Raw genomic sequence first — 18,941 nt, forward strand, 5'->3', positions numbered from 1 at the left:
CCTCAAGGAGCAGACCGGGGGTCTTCTATGCTTATCAGCTGCCTCTCTAGCACCCGCTCTTGTAGCCCTTTGACCTCATCAGCACTTTCGCGGAGCGCTACTTTTCCAAAGTCTCACTAAACGGTACCAATACAAAACATCACGAGAACCTGAACATTGGCAGGTTCTCGTGATGCTAGGTGTTTTAGAACTCCAAGGATGCTTATTTCGGCTGTTGCTTATAGAAAACAAAAGCGTACTGGATACTCATAAGTAGAACTACAACCTGAGCCAAAGGGTCAAGCCAATACACTTGTAAAATTACCACAGCCAACATAAAAAATACGGATTTTATGAAGGATGCCGCAGGTTGTACGTAGTTCTTATTTGCACGATATGCAGAGTACCCAACAAATCCACAAAGAATTAAAATACCGGCAACATTATAAAACATTGAATCATGCGAAGATGTAAAATAATAGAAAGAATAACCTGCGAAACATAATTCAGGTACCGGTATGTATCTAGTGTCGACCACTTTAATCACCTATCGCTACAGTTACAGAAATACAACTTGCAATTGACTTACTAACATTTTTCATTGACTGTCCCTCTCTAGCTGTTGATAATATCTCTAGTTTGATGTGAAACAGAACACTTTTATGATATCAATCAGCAAAATGGGAGTCAAAATTATTTTAGTAATGATTCAATAACAATTTGCGCCACTGCACACTATAGTATTTAGCTGCTAAAGCTCCCAGCCCGTTCTCTCTCCTCAGCAAACTTACATCCTAAGTCGTCTTATTGCGCTTCGGATGCTCCTCTGCCTTACACATTTCTAGGTTCTTATCGCAGATACAGCGGTAAACAGTCTTCACTTCCCCTGCTGCTTTCACCCACCTCTCTTCTTCTTTCCTACGTGCGTATGCTTTTCTTCTCTTACGAGCAGGAGATAACTCTGGTCTTGTCCTCACAACTCTCTCACTTCAGTTCTACGGTCTAGGAACTTTTATTTTACGTCCGCTTAAGCGGACTTCGCTAACGCTCAGGCTCTTTTTCTCTCTGGCTTCTCTCCTTCTGTTCCAAGACTCAACCTCACAGCTCAGGTTGAGAGAGGTGAGGGGAGAGAGAAGCGAATGCCCTTGTACTTTCCAAACAAAATACACAAAGGTATTTGAATGAAAAGCACAAGGGGCATCACAACAAACAACACAGGCCAGTCGGTCGGCTCGGTCGGTCGATTGGCGAAGCATAAGAAGCACAAACGGCTCGCTCTTCGCATAGATGGCGGAAGGCTCTAATCTTCCGCGCGGAGGGCATTCGCCCTGTGATCTGGCGGTGTTGTTGATGTGTAGGTCATAGACATGCCGGTTGCGGTGGCGTCGAACTCCACCGCGAACATTCTGACCCTGAAAATGGAAAGCTACGGTTACGCCCCGCTGGTGCGCACCTGGGTCAGCAGCAACGACGTTCCCACCGGTAAGCCCGCCCCGGATATGTACCTGGAGGCGGCGCAGGGCTAAGCTGCACCCGCCGCCCTCGTAGCAGCATCAAGAAAGACCCGGTACGAGGAAAGACCCCCGGCCCGCTCCTCAAGGAGCAGACCGGGGGTCTTCTATGCTGTATCAGCCGTACCTACAGTACCTACAAGGCCTACAAGGGGCACGAGCTTATCGGCGCATAACCTTCTTCGCCAGGAAGTTACCGAGGAACTGAACCAGCTGAACCAGGACGATAATAATCGCCACAACAGCCCAGGTGATCTCATCGTTGAAGCGCTGGTAGCCGTCCACGATCGCAATCTTACCCAGGCCACCGGCGCCCACATAACCGGCCATTGCAGACATATCCACCACGCCGATGACGAGGAAGGTGTAACCGAGGATCAGCGGGCCAAGCGCCTCCGGAATCATCACGGTGAACAGGATGGTCAGCTTTGAAGCGCCCATCGCACGCGCCGCCTCAATCACGCCCGGGTCAATGGAGACCATGTTCTGCTCCACGATACGGGCAATAGCGAATGCAGCACCGAAGCTCATCGCGAAGACCGCCGCATTCACGCCCAGGCGGGTACCCACCACGGCGCTCGTCAGCGGGCCCAAAGCCGCAATCAAAATAATGAACGGAATCGGGCGAATCACGTTCACCAGAATATTCAGGATCGTGTACACGAAACGGTTCTGGAAGATGTTGCCCTCACGGGTGGTGTACAGCAGAGCACCCACAATCAGACCAACCAGACCGGCGCACACCATGGTGATAGTCACCATGTAGAACGTATCGCCGATAGCCGGGAGCAGCTTCTCGGGCAGGAACTCGGACCAGTCCGTCTTAGACGCAGCCAGCGGAAGAGTAGTAGCAAACATTTAGCGCACCTCCTGCACGCGGGCAACGGTCTTCAGTTCGGCAACGGCGGCATCAATGCTGGTGATTTCGCCGAGAAGTTCCAGGGTGAGGGTACCGTACGCCTTGCCCTGCAGAGTCTCAATACCGCCGCCCACAATGTTGAAGCGGACGTTACGGGCACCCAGGTAGGACAGCACCTTACCGAGCTCCTGGTTACCCTCCACGATTTCAACGTTGATGAGGTAACCCTTGTGGTTTGCGCGCAGTTCAGCCGCTTCCTTACCGGTGGGGGCAAGCTTCACGGTGGTAGCCACGAACAGCTTTGCCACGTCGGTCTGCGGGTTGGAGAAGACGTCGTAGACGTTGCCCTGCTCCACCACGCGGCCGGACTCCATGACTGCCACACGGTCAGCGATGCTGGAGACCACGTCCATCTCGTGGGTAATCACCACGACGGTCACACCCAGTTCACGGTTCACACGCTTAAGGAGCGCAAGAACTTCATGAGTGGTTTCCGGGTCCAGTGCGCTGGTGGACTCATCAGCCAGTAGCAGGGCAGGGTTGGTCGCAAGCGCACGAGCAATACCCACGCGCTGCTTCTGACCACCCGAAAGCTGGTTCGGGTAATGACCTGCACGGTCGGCAAGACCCACGAACTCAAGCATTTCCAGGGCGCGTTCGCGGCGGTCCTTCTTAGACCAGCCGGCAATCTTCAGCGGGAACTCGACGTTACCGAGCACGGTGCGGGAGTTCATCAGGTTGAACTGCTGGAAGATCATACCGATGTTGGTGCGTGCTTCACGCAGTTCAGAGTCGCGCTTACCGGAAATCTGGAAGCCACCGACGGTCAGGGTGCCGCTGGTGGTGGTTTCCAGGCCGTTGATGAGGCGGACCAGGGTAGACTTACCGGCACCGGAGTAGCCGATGATTGCAAAGATTTCACCGCGGTTAATGGTGAGGGAGACGTTGTCGACAGCAACTACTGCCTTGGGGCCGTTGCCGAAGACCTTGGAGACTCCGTCCAGAACCACCATGGGCGAGGTGCTGTCGCCGAAGCTCTGTGCCAGTTCACTCATAAATATGTATCCGTAAATGTCGTGGTTGGGGCGCTAAAGGGCCTTAACGCCGTTACGCAAAGGACGGTAAGCCTTCACCCGCATCGGGTTCTTAGACTTACCGCCTTTGCGTATGCCTAGAAGAGGCGTGTATTCAGAAGATTACTTCTTGGCGCGCAGCTTGGCTTCTTCGTTAGCCAGGGACTGACGCAGCTCGTCGGTGCTCACGTTGACCTCAACAGCGGTGCCGCGGGTCTCTTCCTGAACAACATCCATGACGGGCTTGGTGTGGAAGATTTCAACAATCTTCTTGTAGGTCTCGTCGTCAGCCTTGTCCTTCTGAGCAACGAAGAGGTTCACATACTTGACAGCCGAGGGGTCGGTCTTGGGGTCGTCCTGAGCCAGGGCGTCTGCGGGCTTCAGGCCTGCATCCTTGAGGAAGTCGTTGTTGACGACTGCGCCGTCAGCGGACTCCATGCCAACCACGGTCTGGGTTGCGTCGACGGGGGTGACCTTCACCTTGGAATTAGCGGTGTCCACGTCGTCGATGGTGGGTGCGTCAACATCAGCGTTCTTGAAGGTAACCAGACCGTTGGTCTTCAGCAGCTTCAGAGCGCGGGCTTCGTTCACGGTGTCGTTCGGGATAACGATCTCGCCGCCCTGGGGGATGTCAGCCAACTTGGAGTGCTTCTTGGAGAACAGAGCCATCGGGTAGATGACGGTCGGGCCGACAATCTGCAGGTCCTTCTTAGCGCTCACGTTGTAGTTGGACAGGTACGCGATGTGCTGGAAGCGGTTCATATCGATGTCACCGGCGTCCAGTGCGGGGTTCGGCTCGGTGTAAGCGCTGAACTCCTTGAACTCAATGTCGATACCCTGCTTCTTAGCTTCTTCCTTCAGGGTCTTGTTGAACTTCTCAGAGCCAACCACACCGATGGTGACCTTCTTGGATGCGGAAGAGGAGGAAGAGGAGGAGTTGGTGGAACCGCAGGCTGCCAGGCCAAAGACCATGGGGACAACTGCGAGTGCAGCAGCAAACTTCTTCACGGCTATGAATCTTTCTGTTGAATGATGATGCGTTCCACCGGGTGCTGACGTTGGTATTAGCACGTCCGATGGGAATGATGATGGGACAATTACAGCACGGGCGGGGGCGGGTGTGGAAGTTAAGAGCTATTCATGAGACACAGAACGTCAAGGTCGTCATATTTTGTCATATTTCGTCATGCGGTGATTATTTCCAGGTTATAAAGCGTCATTACCGGTGTATTCAGGCGCACACAAAACGCCGGCAAGGGCACAAAAACCCAAGCCAGCGTCCATCTAACCCACTCATTACGAGCAGGCGGCGAATCAACCAGTACTACTGATCGAACTCGCCCGAAGCAATCAGCTGCTCACGCACCTTACGGCGTAGAACCTTACCCAGCATCGAACGGGGCAGATCATCCACCACCACGATGCGGCGCGGAACCTTATAACGAGTCACCTTCGAGTAGCAGTGCTCGCGCAGAGTATGCTCCTGGACCACTCGGCCCGGGGCGGCAACCACAGCGGCAACGACCATCTCGCCACCGGCGGGCAGCGGAATACCGACGACCGCCGCATCCGCGACCATGTCGTGCTGCTTGAGGGCGACCTCAACCTCCGTCGGGGAGACGTTGAAACCGCCGGTAATAATGACTTCCTTAATACGGTCGACAATCTGAATGAAGTAGTCCTCATCCAGGCGCACAATATCGCCGGTACGCAGCCAACCCTCGGGAGTGATGGTCTTCGCCGTCTCGTCCTCACGCTTCCAGTAACCGGCAAAACGCTGAGGGCCCTTCACCCACAGCTCGCCCTCTTCACCATCGGGCACATCCTCGCCAGTTTCCGGGTCCACCACACGAATATCGGTGGAGGGGAACGGAACACCAATAAAACCGGCACGGCGAGTGTCATTAAGCGGGTTGCAGGACACCAGCGGCGCGCACTCGGTCAGGCCGTAGCCTTCCACCATGAAACCGCCGGACGCTTCCTCCCACTCGGCAACCAGCTCAGGCGGCAGGTTCATCGCGCCAGAGACCGCGTAACGGATACCCTCCAGGGACACACCATGCTTCTTCGCCTCATCCATGAGGCGGCGATACACCGGCGGAACCGCAGGAAGAATGGTCGGGCGGGTCTTCTTCATCGCCTTCAAAATCAGGTCCATGTCCACGGTCGGGAACAGCACCAGGCGGGCACGGCACAGCGACGCAATCGTCACGCCCAGGGTCATACCGTAGGCGTGGAACAGCGGCAGAACCGAGTAAATCACCTCGTCATCGCCCGGGTTAATCCATGCCTCACCCATGCGGCCGTTAGACTCCAGGTTGCGGTGCGTGAGCATCACGCCCTTCGGCAGGCCGGTCGTACCCGAGGTGTACTGCAGCAGCGCAATATCGTGCGCGGTCGGGCGGCGATGCGACGGGTCAATACGCTCGCTCTTCACCAGCTGAGCCCACGACACCGTACCCGGCGCAGGACCGGTCAGCTTCTCACGCGAAGCACGCGCGCTCTTCAACGGCAGCTTCAGCGCGGTACGCATCAGCGCGGGCATCGCCGAAATCATGTTCACCGAATAAATATGGTTCGGGCGGATATCCGCCGGAAGACCCGTAATATGCGAGGCGATCTTATCCCACACAATCGCGACCTTCGCGCCGTGGTCCTCAAACATGTGGCGCAACTCGGCACCCGTGTACAGAGGGTTATGCTCCACCACAATCGCGCCCAGGCGCAAAATCGCGTAGAACGCCGCAATATGCTGAGGACAGTTCGGCAAAATCAGCGCCACACGGTCACCCGGCTGCACACCCGCTACGCGCAGACCCTCCGCAGCACGCTCAATCTGATCCCCCAACTCGGCGTAGGTTGTGGTCGCGCCAAAGAACTCCAGCGCCACCTTGTGGGGTACGGTGCGGACCGCCTCGTCAATGAGGTGGCTCAGCGAGGTTTCGGGCAGCTCAATATCGCGGGCAGTCCACGAAGAATAATTCTTCAACCAGGGTCGATGCGCCAACGGATGCGCACCAGCCGATACGCCAGCGGGGGATGCAGGTGCCGCCGCATCCTGCAGGTTCGTGTTCTTCTGAGCCTCAGTCATGCATTGATTGTGCCTTCCCACACCCTCACGCTTCAACTCAGCAGCGCTTCTTTCCACGCTGAAAATCACACGGTACACCCGCCCCAGATACCGCAATAAACGCCGAAACACTAAGGCAGAACCCAGCAACTCTGGGATACTTAAAGCATGAGTAAACGACAGCAAGACATCACTGACGAGCAGTTCAAGAAGCTCCTCCGCGAAATTTCCAAACGATTCGCTATCGCCGGAGGAGTCGTCATCCTGTTCGGAATGGCCATCATCGCACTTGCTTACCTTCTGGGAGGAGCCCACTAATGCACACCCCGCAGCGCCCCAACGGCGACATCTTCAACCGCATGGTCTCCGGCGCCGCCTACATGCCCGACGCCGAATGCGCCGCGCAGACTAAGCGCATCCACGCTGCAACCGTCCTCGCCGAAGAACACTACGCACGCGGCGAGCAGGCACAGGCAATGCACGTCTACCGTGAACACCTCGGCCACCTGGGCGAGCACTCGCACATCCGCCCCGGTGCACGCTTCGACTACGGCGTGAACACTTATATTGGTGACGGCTCCTTCTTCAACTTTGGCTGCGTCTTCCTGGACGTCTGCCCGATCCGCATCGGCTCCACCGTGCTCGTCGGCAACAACGTACAGTTCCTCACCCCCACCCACCCGCTCAACCCGGTCGACCGCGCCGCATACTGGGAAGGTGGCGAGCCCATCACCGTTGAAGACAACGTCTGGATCGGTGGCGGCGCCATCATCCTGGGCGGTGTGACCATCGGCAAGAACTCCGTGATTGGCGCGGGCACCGTCGTCACCAAGGACGTCCCGGCTAACTCCCTCGTGGTGGGCAACCCCGGCCGCGTCATCCGCACCCTGGACGAGAACGAACGCCCGGCATACCCGCACACCTACTCCGCAGAAGCCCTGGAAGAAGCACGCGCCTTCTACGCTGACCGCAACCGCTAAATCAGCACCCAGGACTAGAATCCAAAGGATTTAATGAACGCACAGAACAACACCCCGCAGCAGCGCCCGGCCGCCGCGGCGTCCTCCCCCACCGAAAGTGACCTGTGGGAGGCGGCATTCTCCTCCGACGACCCCACCGTGATTCTGACCGATGAGGAGCTGAACGCGGCACGCCGCGCCCACGAAAAGGCGCGTGAGGCGGCCTCTTCGGCTCAGTCCTCCGCGCAGTCCTCGCAGGATGCGACCCGCCCCCTCACCGAGGCGGCTACCGCAACCCAGCCGCTCCTCTCCGCAAACAGCGCCGCTCAAAGTGCAGACTCCGGTGCTGACTTGGGCGAACCCGCTACCGACAACCTCAGCTGGCTCGACAAGCCCGCAGCCCCCAGCACGGACAACGTACGCGGCGGCGCAACCCCTGCCCCCGCTACCGCGCCTACCGCTGCGGCAAGCTACGAGGTGCCCGCACCCGGTAACGCCCATGCGGCATCGAACGCCCCGCAGGCTAATCCGGCGGATGATGACCACTTCGTCATCCCCACCCCCGCAGGTGATGCCGCTGGCTCGGAACCCATCCTCACCGCCGCAACCGCACTGTCCATGCAGAAGAGCCGCTACTCCCGCATGCACCTACTGCCCGGCCTGCTCGGCTGGCTAATCACCATCTCCCTCATGGACGGTGGCCTGTGGGCTATCCAGTCGTGGCTGACCCTGACCGGTCAGAGCGAGTCCATCGAATACGCCTCGGTGGTCTCCCGACTCTTCAGCGGCGCGTCGAACGCCGTGCCGGTCGCGGTGGCGTTGAGTGTGCTCATTTTCTTCGCCTACCTGGTGGGCGGTTACGCGGCGGGACGCATGGCACGATTCGCCGGCGCGAAGCAGGGCATTGCCGTGTGGCTCTGGCAGATTATGGCGCTCATCCTCGGATCCCTGGCGACCTTCCTCATGCCTCAGCTGTTCCAGAATAGTGTCGCGTCCCTGTCGTTGCAGAAGCTGATTGCGGGCGATTTCGCGAACGGCCTGCTCGCGGTTCTGCTGGTTCTGGCGTTGAGCTTCCTCGGCGCTATCCTCGGCGGTCTATTGGGACGCCTGTACCACCGCCGCGTGGACAAGTACCCGAGCGACCAGGTGGCACGCGAGGACGCCTAGTCTTCTAAGCACCCGCGCCTCGTTGCGATAGGGATAAAACGTGCAGAAAACCTCCGGTACCTTACGAAAGGTACCGGAGGTTTTCTGTATCTAAGTATCTGTATCCTAAACGGCCTTAGCTACCCAGCAATACGGCGCTGACTAGCCAAAATGTTCCGCTTAGTGGTCCAGCAGCAGTGCAGGCTCCTCAAGAATCGCAGCCACATCAGCCATGAAACGAGCTGACAGGTCGCCGTCCACCACACGGTGATCGAAGGAGCCACCCAGGGTCGTCACCCAGCGAGGAATAACCTCACCATCAACCACCCACGGCTTCTGCTTGATCGTACCGAAGGCAACAATCGCCACCTCACCGGGGTTAATAATCGGGGTACCCGTATCAATACCCAGCGAACCGATGTTCGTAATGGTCAGGGTGCCGTTCGCCATCTCAGCGGGCTGAGTCTTACCCTCACGGGCGCGAGTAGTCAGGTTGTTCAGCGCAATAGCCAGCTCACGCAGGGACAGCTCCTGAGCGTCCTTAATGTTCGGAACCATCAGGCCGCGCGGGGTCGCCGCAGCAATACCCAGGTTCATGAAGTGCTTAATCTGGATTTCGCTATCGGTCCAGGTCGCGTTGACCTGCGGGTTACGCTCAGCAGCCCAAATGACCGCGGCGGCAAGTACCAGCAGCGGGGTGACCTTCACGCCCTCAAAGTGGCGGGACTTCTTCAGGCGCTTCACGAACTCCATGGTGCGGGAGGCGTCAACATCCACGAAGATGGACACGTGCGGGGCGCTAAACGCCGAAGAAACCATCGCCTTCGCGGTAGCCTTACGCACGCCACGCACCGGGATGCGCTCAATGCGGTCACCGGGGGTGGCTGCGGGCTGCCAGAACGGCTGGCGGGCGCCGCTATGCTGCACATCGCTCAGGTGCGCCACATAGTTCATGAGGTCCTGCTTGGTCACCTGGCCGCGCGCACCGGTAGCGGTCACGTTCGCCAGGTCAACACCCAGCTCCTTTGCGGCAAGGCGCACCGGAGGCGGCGCGAGGGTCGGGCGGTGCGGAACCTGCTCGGGAGCCAGAGTCGGCGCGGGAGCTGCTGCGGGCTCGGGTGCCAGGCGCTGCACCATCGAGTTCAGCGGGGTGTTCTCCACAAAACGGGAGGCGCGCTCAGCCAGCTCGCTCAGCAGACCCTGGTTGCGATTCACCGGGTCGGAGGGGGTGTGCGCCACGGGTGCCTGAACAGCCGGTGCGACCGGTGCCGCAACAGCCTGTGCGGGCTGGGCCGCGGAGGCGGGGCGCTTGCGGGCGCGGCGCTTCACAGCGTCCGCCTTGGGGCCGGAGCCGACCAGTGCGGTGCCGGACTCAGCCTCTGCCGCGGCGGGTGCCGCCGGGGTTGCGGGTGCGTTGTCGCCGCCGGAGATGCTGATGATCGGGGTGCCCACCTCAACGGTTTCGCCTTCGGCAACGAGCAGCGCCTCGACGGTGCCGGCGAAGGGCGAGGGTAGTTCCACGACGCTCTTCGCGGTTTCAATTTCGACGAGGACGTCGTTGATGGCGACCTCGGTGCCGACTGCCACCTTCCAGCTGAGGATTTCTGCTTCGGTCAGGCCTTCGCCCACGTCAGGGAGCGGGAAAATCTGGGACATTTTTACCTCTCACTAGGGCATATGCCCTATACGGAATATTCTGTGCGGGCTTGCAACCCGCCATAGCGCAACACGCTGATACGTCAGATCAGGGAATGCCTAGTAGTCAAAAGCGCGGTCAACCGCCTCAAGAATACGGTCAATATCGGGCACGTACTCTTCCTCAACGCGGGAAATCGGGTACGGCATGTAGTAGCCGCCCACACGAATCACCGGCGCCTGCAGGCTGTAGAAGCAACGCTCCGTAATCGCCGCAGCCAACTCACCGCCCATGCCACCGAAGGTCGGCGCCTCGTGCGCAACAATCAGGCGGCCAGTCTTCGCCACCGAAGCGGCAACGGTCGGCACGTCCAGCGGCGAAATCGAGCGCAGGTCAATGACCTCAATCGAGCGGCCATCCTCCACGGCAGCCTCCGCAGCAGCCAGAGCAACCGGCACCAGCGGACCGTACGCAACGATGGTCGCGTCCGTACCCTCACGCACCACCTGGGCGCTAAACGGATTAAAGGAAGTGTCGCTAAAGTCCACTTCACCCTTGAGCCAGTAGCGGCGCTTCGGCTCAAAAATAATGACCGGGTCGGGGCACTCAATCGCCTTGCGGGTCATCCAGTACGCCTCGTGCGGGGTCGAGGGGGTCACAATACGCAGACCCGCAGTGTGGGCGAACAGCGCCTCCGGGGACTCGGAGTGGTGCTCCACCGAACCAATCACGCCACCGTACGGAATGCGGATAGTCACCGGCACCGTGTACTGCTTATCGGTGCGGTTGTGAATCTTCCCCAGCTGGCTCGTGATCTGGTTGTAGGCGGGGAACACGAAGCCGTCGAACTGAATCTCCGGCACGGGACGGTAGCCACGCAGGGCCATACCGATGGAGGTGCCGATAATGCCGGACTCACCCAGGGGCGCATCCATGACGCGACGGTTGCCGAAGCGCGCCTGCAGGCCCTCGGTCACACGGTACACGCCGCCGAGCTTGCCGATATCCTCACCGAGCATGACGACGGTGCGGTCGGCTTCCATGGCGTCTTCCAGGCCGCGGGTAATCGCCTTGGCGAGGGTCAAACGTTCAATTTTCTCGCTCATGCTTACTCCTCTTCAAAGCCTGCAACGTAGTTACGATAGAACTCGCGGTCGTCTTCCACCTGCTGGTGTTCCTGCACGTAGACGCGGTCGAAGAAATACTCAAAGTCGGCAACCTCAGAGTTCAGCACTGCCTCACGCACGCCGTTCGCGACCTGCTGCGCAGATTCTGCAACCTCTTCGAAGAAGGCATCATCGGCGTAGCCCTGCTCGCGCAGGTGCTTCTCAAGGCGCAACATGGGGTCGCGGCGCAGGGGACCTTCTAGGTCGGCATCGGTGCGGTACTTGGTGGGGTCATCCGCGGTGGTGTGCGGGCCGAGGCGGTAGGTCTCGGCCTCAATCAGTACGGGGCCTTCACCGGCACGGATCTTCTCCATGGCGTAGCGGGTTGCGGCGAGCACGGCGAGAACGTCGTTGCCGTCCACGCGAATACCCTCGAAGCCGTAGCCTGCGGCGCGGGTGGACACCGGCACGCGGGACTGCACCTCGAAGGGCACGGAGATAGCCCAGCGGTTGTTCTGCACGAAGAAGAGCACCGGCGCGTTGTAGGAGGCAGCAAAAACCATGGACTCGTGCGCGTCACCCTCGGTGGAGGAGCCGTCACCGAAGTAGACCGCCACGGCAGGCTTCTGGGTGTCCTCGGCAGGGTCGGTTGCCTGGCCCTGACCGGTGCGGCGGATGCCGGTTTCAGCCTCGATGTCGGCGTCGAAGTTCAGACCCATGGCGTAGCCGACTGCATGCAGGGTCTGGGCGGCAAGCACCTTGGTGTAGGTGTGGAAGTTGTGTGCCTTCATGTCCCAGCCGTGGGTGGTGGTGCCACGGAAGATGGTAATCAGGTCGCGGAAATCCACACCGCGCGCCAGGGCAACGGCGTGCTCACGATAGGAGGGGAAGATGTAGTCGTTGGGTGCGTAGGCGAGTGCGGAACCGACCTGCGCGGCCTCCTGGCCTCGGCTAGGAACCCACAGGGCGAGCTGACCCTGGCGCTGCAGGGCGGTCGCCTCATCGTCGAAGCGGCGGGTGGTGTACATGAGGCGGTAGGCCTCGCGCAGGATATCACCATCGACGTCTTTGACGTATCGGCTGAAGGTGGGGTGTTCGTGGACGGTGCCGTTCTCATCCATGAGCTGGATGCGCTCGGGCACTCCCGGGTACTTGTCGTTCTCGTGCATCTAACCTCCACACGTGACGAGGGCTTGGCCCTCAGCGGCTTGGGTTTTAGTCTCAACGTTCACCTGATGGTGCAGGGTTTGAGGTGTTCCGGCAGGCCTGTGAGGGTCTGGGCATATATAGTTACCAGTCTACTCTTTCCGGCTTTATCTCGCGGCAGTTACGCTGATAACACAGCGTATTATGCCCTGTCATTCACTATTTGAACATCATTAAATTAAACCTCCTATATATTCTTTTTCGGGAATATATAGGAGGTTTAATTTAACTATTGAGAGCTTTTTGGGGCCATCATTTTTCCCGCGCGAGAACCATTTGAAAAGCCCAAACAAACCTCGACAAGGGAAAATAGTACATTGTTCAATTAGGGCTCAAACAGGGCAGGGTGGGCACTCCCGCCCCTTCACAAGACGCTCTAGAGCCCCTTCGCGAAGACCTCACATAGCGAGAGGAAACGGTCATTCGCCTCCACCTCGCCAATACTCACGCGCACGCCCTCGGTGCCAAACGCACGCACCGACAGCGCATGCTCAGCCATCAACTGCACGAACTCACCCGTGCGCTCCCCCAGGGGCAGCCACACAAAGTTCGCGTAGGTGCTCGGGAAATCGTAGCCCAGCTCGCGCAGTCGAGCGGTCACGCGCTCACGCTCAGCGACCAGGTGGCTCACACGCTCCATCACCGCATCCTCATGCTCGATGGAGGCGATAGCCGCCGCCTCCGCCAGCGCCGTCACGGCGAACGGGGTCGCCGCCACGCGCAGGTGCTGCGTAATCTGCGGGTGCGAAATCGAATAGCCCACGCGCAGACCCGCCAGGCCCTGCGCCTTGGAGAAGGTGCGCAGAATGATGACGTTCTCGTAGTCGCGGTAGATGTCCATGCCGTTCAGCGGGGCTTCTTCACTGTCCGGCACGGTGGAGGCAGCGCAGAACTCGAAGTACGCCTCATCAATGACCACGGGGATGTGGGCGGGCACCTTCGCCAGGAACGCACGAATCTGGCTCTCGGTGACGGCGGGGCCGGTCGGGTTGTTGGGGGTGCAGACCAGGATCAGGCGGGTGCGATTGGTGATGGCTGCCGCCATGGCGTCCAGGTCGTGTGAGCCGTCGGGCAGGTTCGGCACCTGCACGCTGCGAGCGCCCATAATGCCGACGAGGATCGGGTATGCCTCGAAGGAGCGCCAGGCGTAGATGACTTCGTCCTGCACGCCGTCGGCGTTTACGCCGGCGAAGGTTTTGAGGATTTGGTTGAGCGCACCGAGGCTTCCGGCACCGGTGACGATGTCGTCAGCGTCCACGCCGAGCCGTGCGGAGAGCTTGTGGCGCAGGGCGGTGGAGAGCGGGTCGGGGTAGCGGTGCACGGTCACAAATTCTGCGAGGAGGCGCGCCACCTCGGGTACGGGGCCCAGCGGGTTCTCGTTCGAGGAGAGCTTGTACTGGGTGAGGCCTTCAACGGGTGCGGGCGGCTTGCCTGCCGCGTAGCTGGGCAGGGTGTTGAAGACGGGGCGGACCGGGATGTTGGCGTGTTCAGCTGACTGGCTCATGGTTCCAGTATGTGCCTGCGGGCGGCTCGGAGGCTAACGCTTCTCACCTGGAGAGCAGGTCGCAAGCAAACTGTAGCTGTGCAGGCAGCAGATGCTAGCCGCGAGCGCTGTGCGCAAAGAAGCACACACTGTACGCAAAGGCTGTACGAAAAGATGGAGGGGTGCCGCCGGGGTTGTTCCCGGTGGCGCCCCTCCTTTTCTCTTCTCTACTCTACTCGTCCCCTCCACCCTCCACCGAGCCGTTGAGATAGGGCTTTTAGACCATCAGGGGTTCACGCTCCTCGATGGGAGTCAGGTCCTCGGGAGGGCCTGGGGCGCGGAACCCGGGGTCGATGTTCTCGGGCGGAGTTGATGCGAGGAACCCGGGGTCAATGCTCTTGGGCGGGAGCATGGGTGCAGGCTTCAGATTCGGTAGGGCGGGGATGAGCGACTCGCTACTGTCGTAGTCTCCGCCTTGCCCGACTCCGAAGATTGGAGGATTCTTGAGCGCGGAACCAACTGTAGGGAGCTGTAGCTGATCGATGATTGGCTGAGTAACAGCCTTTTCGATGTGCGTATGCAGATCTGCAGGTTTGGGCAGAATGTCCGGCGGGATCAGACTTGCAGGGGGCAGCTGCCCCTCTGCCTCGATTCGAGCGGGCATCTTGATGGGCGCAGGCTCCGGACGACTCAGGTCCGCGGGCATCTTGATGGCGGGCGGAATATTCTGCGGGTTGTATCCCTGCAGGAGGGGCACCTTGGGCATCGGCGGCACGGGGGTTTCGGGCCATGCAGGCTCCGGGGCCTGAGGCTTCTCCTGCGGAGTCGGCTCGGGGCGAGGGAGGGTCTTTTTGACGCCCTCGATGACGGCGGGGACGGTATCTTCGATACCACGCTTTGCCCGCCCCAGACGCTCGCCTGGCTTCTCATCAGCCAGCTCAGCTATACCCAAGGGGCCAGGCACAGTTCCTGATGCAAGGGCTGCCCCGCCGTAGACCTCGGTACGTTTGATAGTTATACCCACTCGTAGAGCGGGAGGCAGACCGTCCGGCAGGCTTGAGGCTGAGGTTACCTTCTGTTCCCCCAGCGCGTACTCTTTACCCTCCATTGCAGCGCGCATGCCGCCAGGCACCTTGCCACTATGCCCTTCACGTTTTAGTGCTTCGTGGTAATTCTCGCCATGATGTTCAGGGTTATTGACGGTGATTACTGTATCGCGTTCATTAGGACTCCATGTTCCCCCGAAAATTTGGGCAAGAGGATTCACCGCTGAGTCAGGAACCCAGTCACCGTCTCCTTCCACGTAGTCCACAGCAAAATCACGGCGTTTAGCCGGCAGGCCTCGTAGCGGAGCACCTTGGGCATAAACACCCACAATATTGATTTCTTGAGCGACTTCAGTACTATTCGCCATGTTGTAGGCAATCATGGCGCCCTGGCTGAAGCCCTCCATGTACACACGAGCACCCTGATGCGCTCCGGCATCACGTAGAGCCTGCAAAACCATCTGATATGCGGGGTTCTCCATAGTATCTTTGCCCAATGCTTCGCGTTCGGCACCAGGGACATCTATGATGGATCCGCCCCAGGAGTTAAAGTTGGTACCTGGAACGCTCACCACATACAGGGCATGGGCTGGGTCGCCTTCGTGCCCTGCTTCGTACATAACGGTAACGAGCACGGCACTACGTTCAGCGGTCGAGGGGTTCTGGCGGGAACGCTCAAATTCCTGATCCTGTGCCTTAGCCGCTGCCATAAGACGCTCCGAGCTGGTGCCTATGGAGAGCTGGCTTTTCTCGCCGCGGTGCGCAGCGATACCGTATTCGTCGGCAGAAGCGGTCCGAATATTATGAGCCTTAGCGCCAAGAAAGGTATCGATTCCAGATTTGGCGATACTGAATAGGCCACCGTCCAGTGCCTTTCGAGCAAGTCCTCGCGGAATGCCAAACATGCTTGCAAGGCGGTCAAATGCTCGCTGACGGGCAATTTCAGGATTCCATTTGGCATCCATGTAGGCGGTGAAGCCGAAAAGAATACCCGCCACGAGAGGCGAATACGGTAGCGTCCGAGATGCCGAGAAGTACCCAAGCTCGGGAATGGTGAGCTTCAAGAGGTAGGTAGCTTCGCCGGGTTCTCCAGCGATGAGGCCGCGGAAGTGACCTCGGGTGCTGCGTCCGTCGGGTAGCTTGCCGTCCTTTGCGATGCCCATGGATTCGAACCAGCCTGCGACGGTGTTTTCAACCTGCAGGTAGGAGCTGTGGGCGGCTCGGACGGTGGCTGCGGTGACGCCGAACTTTGCGGCACTCATACCGAGGTCTGCAGCAAGGACGGCGCAAATAGCGGCAGCCTGCTGGGCACGTCCGTTAATGCCGAGGAAGAGCCGAGTCTCGGTGGCGATGCCAAGAATCGGCATGGTGCGGTCGGCGCAGGTGCGGCTGACGGCGTCGAGGCCGTCGGCAATGGCGGGCATTTCTTCAAGCTCAACGCTGATGGTGCCTGCGGTGGGCCCTGCGGAGTTGCTGAGGTCACCGATGGGCGCAACGGTGGGTCCGGTAATCATGGTGTCTCCTAGGGTGGGGTTAGTGGGTTCGGATGAGCGAGCTCAGCCCGTCGGGCAGGTTCACGTGCATGAGCGAATCGAGCGTTGACTGGGCTTTTTGCACGCCTGAGCGGGCGATGATTTCGCCGGGGTTGAGCTTTTCGAGTGCGTCCGCAGCGCCGTCGGCAATTTTGCCGAGTAGGTTATCTACGGCGGAGGCGGCGGCTTTGATTGCCTGCGCTTTGCCGGTGAGGTCGTTGGCGAGTTCTTCTCCGGCTGCGGCAATCATGGCGGCGGTGCCTTCGGCTTGTTCGGCCTGGTTGCGGATTTTTTCGCGGTGTTCTTCGAGTTGTCGCCGGTAGGCGCGTCCGGCTTCGGATGCCCAGCGGTCGCCGTTGAGTTCGTTGGCGCGTTGGTGTGCGGTGCGGATTTCTTGGGCTTCGGTGCGCATCCTGTGGGAGAGTTCTGCGCCTTTGGCACGGGCGAGGGCGGCGGCGGCCATGAGCTGTTCGGCGAGGGCGTGGCCGGCGGCGGTGCCGATGCCCATGTGTCCTGCTGCGCGGAGGATATCGGTTGGTTCGATGCGGGGCAGCTGGGGTGCGGGAGGCGGTGCGGTGTCGACGATTGTGTTCATGGGGCGTCCTTTCGGTGGTTGGACTGGTTGTTTGTGCGCCTGTTTCTGTCCTGTGTTTGGGTTTGTTTTAGGCTAAATCTGCCGCGGTGACCGTGCAGGCGGAGTACGCCAACCTGTGGATAACTCAGGCTTGTTTCGAAGAATTCGCACGTTTTTGCCCCTCAAAACCCAAAAAATGCCCCCTCCGCACCCCCTCGTTTTGTCATATTTCTGCAACTAACCCAGCCACCCATCACGTCCATATGCTCTGCCCGCCTCTTTTTTTCGGCGAATTCATGCAAAAATAGAGTTATGTCTCACACCAATAACACCTTCTTGCCTTCTGGCCGTATTGACCTGGGCACCGGCGAACTTGCGCTGGGCCCCCTCGACGGACGCTACGCATCCGTGACCGCCCCCCTGACCAACTACCTTTCTGAGGCGGCGCTGAACCGCGACCGCATCCACGTTGAGGTTGAGTGGTTCATCTACCTGTGCGAGCATTCGATTCTTCCGGGCCTGTCCCCGCTCACCGGTGAGCAGAAGAACGGTCTGCGCGCCATCGTGACCGATTTCAACGCTGATTCTGTGGCGGAGCTGGCTGAGATTGAGGCAGTCACCGTTCACGATGTGAAGGCGGTCGAGTACTACATTGGCCGCCGCCTGGAGGGCCTGGGCCTGGGTCACCTGGTGCCGCTGGTTCACTTCGGCTGCACTTCTGAGGACATTAACAACCTCGCCTACGCGTTGGGCATCAAGGATGCTGTTGAGAACGTGTGGGTTCCGGCTGCTGAGAACCTGATTGAGGTTCTGCTGAAGCTGGCTGAGGAAGGCCGCGACGTGCCGATGCTGTGCCGCACTCACGGTCAGCCTGCAACTCCCTCCACCCTGGGTAAGGAGCTGGGCGTGCTCGCGTACCGCCTGAAGCGCCAGGTGAAGCACGTTGCTGCTGCTGAGTTCTTGGGCAAGATTAATGGTGCAACCGGCACCTACGCTGCTCACTATGCGTCGGTTCCTGACGCTGATTGGCAGGCTGTTTCTCGTGGTTTTGTGGAGCACCTGGGCCTGACCTGGAACCCGCTGACCACCCAGATTGAGTCGCACGACTGGCAGGCCGAGCTGTACTCGGATATCGCGCACTTCAACCGTGTGCTGCACAACCTCTGCACCGATGTGTGGAGCTACATTTCGATTGGTTTCTTCCGTCAGATTCCGGTGGCTGGTGCGACCGGTTCGTCGACTATGCCGCACAAGGTGAACCCGATTCGCTTTGAGAATGCGGAGGCTAACCTGGAGCTGTCCAACGCTCTGCTGGATTCGCTGGGTTCGACCCTGGTGACTTCTCGTTGGCAGCGTGACCTGACTGACTCGTCGGCGCAGCGCAATATCGGTGTGGCGTTTGGTCACTCGGTGCTGGCTATCTCCAATGTGGTGAAGGGTCTGCAGCGTCTGGATATTGCGACCGACGTTATTTCTGCTGATCTGGATTCCAACTGGGAGGTTCTGGCTGAGGCGATCCAGATGGTGATGCGTGCTGAGGCTATCGCAGGTGTTCCCGGCATGGAGAACCCGTATGAGCGTCTGAAGGAGCTGACTCGCGGTCACCGCGTGGATGCTGCTCGTCTGAAGGAGTTTGTGGCTACTCTGGGCCTCTCCCCCAAGGCTGAGGCGCGTCTGTCGGCTCTGACTCCGCACACCTATAACGGTATTGCGGCTCAGCTGCTGGACCATGCGAAGAACGCTTAGTCCGTAGCAAAGATA

The 18,941-nt window shown here is 59.4% G+C and carries 14 protein-coding genes and 1 pseudogene; 5 read left to right on the forward strand and 10 right to left on the reverse strand.

All coding sequences use genetic code 11. The features are described from left to right. Window positions 1-1,346: 1,346 nt before the first annotated feature. Window positions 1,347-1,499: pseudogene (locus tag HMPREF2749_RS09195) on the forward strand (HAD family phosphatase); the annotation flags it as partial. A 153-nt stretch (window positions 1,500-1,652) separates the two neighbouring features. Here the strand turns inward: HMPREF2749_RS09195 and HMPREF2749_RS01505 are convergent. The 4 genes from HMPREF2749_RS01505 to HMPREF2749_RS01520 all read right to left on the reverse strand — a co-directional run bounded on the left by HMPREF2749_RS01505 (window position 1,653) and on the right by HMPREF2749_RS01520 (window position 6,513). After that, on the reverse strand, window positions 1,653-2,348 hold the full coding sequence (locus HMPREF2749_RS01505; protein WP_049349935.1) for a methionine ABC transporter permease: 696 nt from the start codon (window positions 2,346-2,348) through the stop codon (window positions 1,653-1,655). Continuing rightward, window positions 2,349-3,404 carry a methionine ABC transporter ATP-binding protein gene (locus HMPREF2749_RS01510; protein WP_049349934.1) on the reverse strand — a complete coding sequence of 352 codons (1,056 nt, stop codon included), beginning with the start codon at window positions 3,402-3,404 and terminating at the stop codon, window positions 2,349-2,351. Between the two features lie 141 nt (window positions 3,405-3,545). After that, window positions 3,546-4,430, reverse strand: coding sequence for a MetQ/NlpA family ABC transporter substrate-binding protein (locus HMPREF2749_RS01515; protein WP_049338396.1), 885 nt, complete (start codon window positions 4,428-4,430; stop codon window positions 3,546-3,548). A gap of 316 nt (window positions 4,431-4,746) precedes the next feature. Then, window positions 4,747-6,513, reverse strand: a complete 1,767-nt coding sequence (locus HMPREF2749_RS01520; RefSeq protein ID WP_070593170.1) for a long-chain-fatty-acid--CoA ligase — start codon at window positions 6,511-6,513, stop codon at window positions 4,747-4,749. Window positions 6,514-6,660: 147 nt separating this feature from the next. On the opposite strand from HMPREF2749_RS01520, the gene HMPREF2749_RS09280 reads away from it, so the two are divergent. The 3 genes from HMPREF2749_RS09280 to HMPREF2749_RS01530 are packed head-to-tail and all read left to right on the forward strand — an operon-like array spanning window position 6,661 to window position 8,618. Then, on the forward strand, window positions 6,661-6,810 hold the full coding sequence (locus HMPREF2749_RS09280; protein ID WP_005504480.1) for a hypothetical protein: 150 nt from the start codon (window positions 6,661-6,663) through the stop codon (window positions 6,808-6,810). Continuing rightward, on the forward strand, window positions 6,810-7,472 hold the full coding sequence (locus HMPREF2749_RS01525) for a sugar O-acetyltransferase (protein ID WP_049357338.1): 663 nt from the start codon (window positions 6,810-6,812) through the stop codon (window positions 7,470-7,472). Before HMPREF2749_RS09280 ends, HMPREF2749_RS01525 begins: the two co-directional genes overlap by 1 nt. A 33-nt stretch (window positions 7,473-7,505) precedes the next feature. Then, window positions 7,506-8,618, forward strand: coding sequence for a hypothetical protein (locus tag HMPREF2749_RS01530; RefSeq protein ID WP_070593172.1), 1,113 nt, complete (start codon window positions 7,506-7,508; stop codon window positions 8,616-8,618). 159 nt (window positions 8,619-8,777) lie between these two features. Here HMPREF2749_RS01530 and HMPREF2749_RS01535 read toward each other — a convergent pair whose 3' ends face one another. From HMPREF2749_RS01535 to HMPREF2749_RS01560, 6 genes are all read right to left on the reverse strand, one after another. Continuing rightward, window positions 8,778-10,253: a dihydrolipoamide acetyltransferase family protein gene (locus HMPREF2749_RS01535; RefSeq protein ID WP_070593174.1), complete on the reverse strand. Its 1,476-nt coding sequence runs from the start codon at window positions 10,251-10,253 to the stop codon at window positions 8,778-8,780. Between the two features lie 99 nt (window positions 10,254-10,352). Beyond that, window positions 10,353-11,339 (reverse strand): alpha-ketoacid dehydrogenase subunit beta, encoded by a 987-nt coding sequence (locus HMPREF2749_RS01540; protein WP_070593176.1) that lies wholly within the window; start codon window positions 11,337-11,339, stop codon window positions 10,353-10,355. A 2-nt stretch (window positions 11,340-11,341) separates the two neighbouring features. Continuing rightward, complete coding sequence (locus tag HMPREF2749_RS01545; protein WP_049349929.1) at window positions 11,342-12,508, reverse strand: thiamine pyrophosphate-dependent enzyme; 1,167 nt, start codon at window positions 12,506-12,508, stop codon at window positions 11,342-11,344. Between the two features lie 413 nt (window positions 12,509-12,921). Then, a complete protein-coding gene (locus HMPREF2749_RS01550) occupies window positions 12,922-14,049 on the reverse strand; it encodes a histidinol-phosphate transaminase (RefSeq protein WP_049349928.1) in 1,128 nt (375 codons plus the stop codon). 256 nt (window positions 14,050-14,305) lie between these two features. Continuing rightward, window positions 14,306-16,588, reverse strand: a complete 2,283-nt coding sequence (locus HMPREF2749_RS01555) for an extensin (RefSeq protein WP_070593178.1) — start codon at window positions 16,586-16,588, stop codon at window positions 14,306-14,308. Between the two features lie 19 nt (window positions 16,589-16,607). Continuing rightward, window positions 16,608-17,201: a hypothetical protein gene (locus tag HMPREF2749_RS01560; RefSeq protein ID WP_049349926.1), complete on the reverse strand. Its 594-nt coding sequence runs from the start codon at window positions 17,199-17,201 to the stop codon at window positions 16,608-16,610. 291 nt (window positions 17,202-17,492) lie between these two features. Here HMPREF2749_RS01560 and purB point away from each other — a divergent pair, with 291 nt between their 5' ends. After that, a complete protein-coding gene (gene purB / locus HMPREF2749_RS01565) occupies window positions 17,493-18,926 on the forward strand; it encodes an adenylosuccinate lyase (protein WP_070593180.1) in 1,434 nt (477 codons plus the stop codon). Window positions 18,927-18,941: the final 15 nt, after the last annotated feature.

Source organism: Rothia sp. HMSC075F09 (assembly GCF_001810515.1).
Taxonomy (GTDB): Bacteria; Actinomycetota; Actinomycetes; order Actinomycetales; family Micrococcaceae; genus Rothia.

What these genes read in the sequence shown, in the direction of transcription:
- HMPREF2749_RS09280 (WP_005504480.1), top strand. Translation starts at nt 6,661, where the DNA reads ATGAGTAAACGACAGCAAGACATCACTGACGAGCAGTTCAAGAAGCTC.
- purB (WP_070593180.1), top strand. Translation starts at nt 17,493, where the DNA reads ATGTCTCACACCAATAACACCTTCTTGCCTTCTGGCCGTATTGACCTG.
- HMPREF2749_RS01540 (WP_070593176.1), bottom strand. Translation starts at nt 11,339, where the DNA reads ATGAGCGAGAAAATTGAACGTTTGACCCTCGCCAAGGCGATTACCCGC.
- HMPREF2749_RS01560 (WP_049349926.1), bottom strand. Translation starts at nt 17,201, where the DNA reads ATGAACACAATCGTCGACACCGCACCGCCTCCCGCACCCCAGCTGCCC.
- HMPREF2749_RS01520 (WP_070593170.1), bottom strand. Translation starts at nt 6,513, where the DNA reads ATGACTGAGGCTCAGAAGAACACGAACCTGCAGGATGCGGCGGCACCT.
- HMPREF2749_RS01525 (WP_049357338.1), top strand. Translation starts at nt 6,810, where the DNA reads ATGCACACCCCGCAGCGCCCCAACGGCGACATCTTCAACCGCATGGTC.
- HMPREF2749_RS01555 (WP_070593178.1), bottom strand. Translation starts at nt 16,588, where the DNA reads ATGATTACCGGACCCACCGTTGCGCCCATCGGTGACCTCAGCAACTCC.
- HMPREF2749_RS01510 (WP_049349934.1), bottom strand. Translation starts at nt 3,404, where the DNA reads ATGAGTGAACTGGCACAGAGCTTCGGCGACAGCACCTCGCCCATGGTG.
- HMPREF2749_RS01550 (WP_049349928.1), bottom strand. Translation starts at nt 14,049, where the DNA reads ATGAGCCAGTCAGCTGAACACGCCAACATCCCGGTCCGCCCCGTCTTC.
- HMPREF2749_RS01530 (WP_070593172.1), top strand. Translation starts at nt 7,506, where the DNA reads ATGAACGCACAGAACAACACCCCGCAGCAGCGCCCGGCCGCCGCGGCG.
- HMPREF2749_RS01535 (WP_070593174.1), bottom strand. Translation starts at nt 10,253, where the DNA reads ATGTCCCAGATTTTCCCGCTCCCTGACGTGGGCGAAGGCCTGACCGAA.
- HMPREF2749_RS01545 (WP_049349929.1), bottom strand. Translation starts at nt 12,508, where the DNA reads ATGCACGAGAACGACAAGTACCCGGGAGTGCCCGAGCGCATCCAGCTC.
- HMPREF2749_RS01505 (WP_049349935.1), bottom strand. Translation starts at nt 2,348, where the DNA reads ATGTTTGCTACTACTCTTCCGCTGGCTGCGTCTAAGACGGACTGGTCC.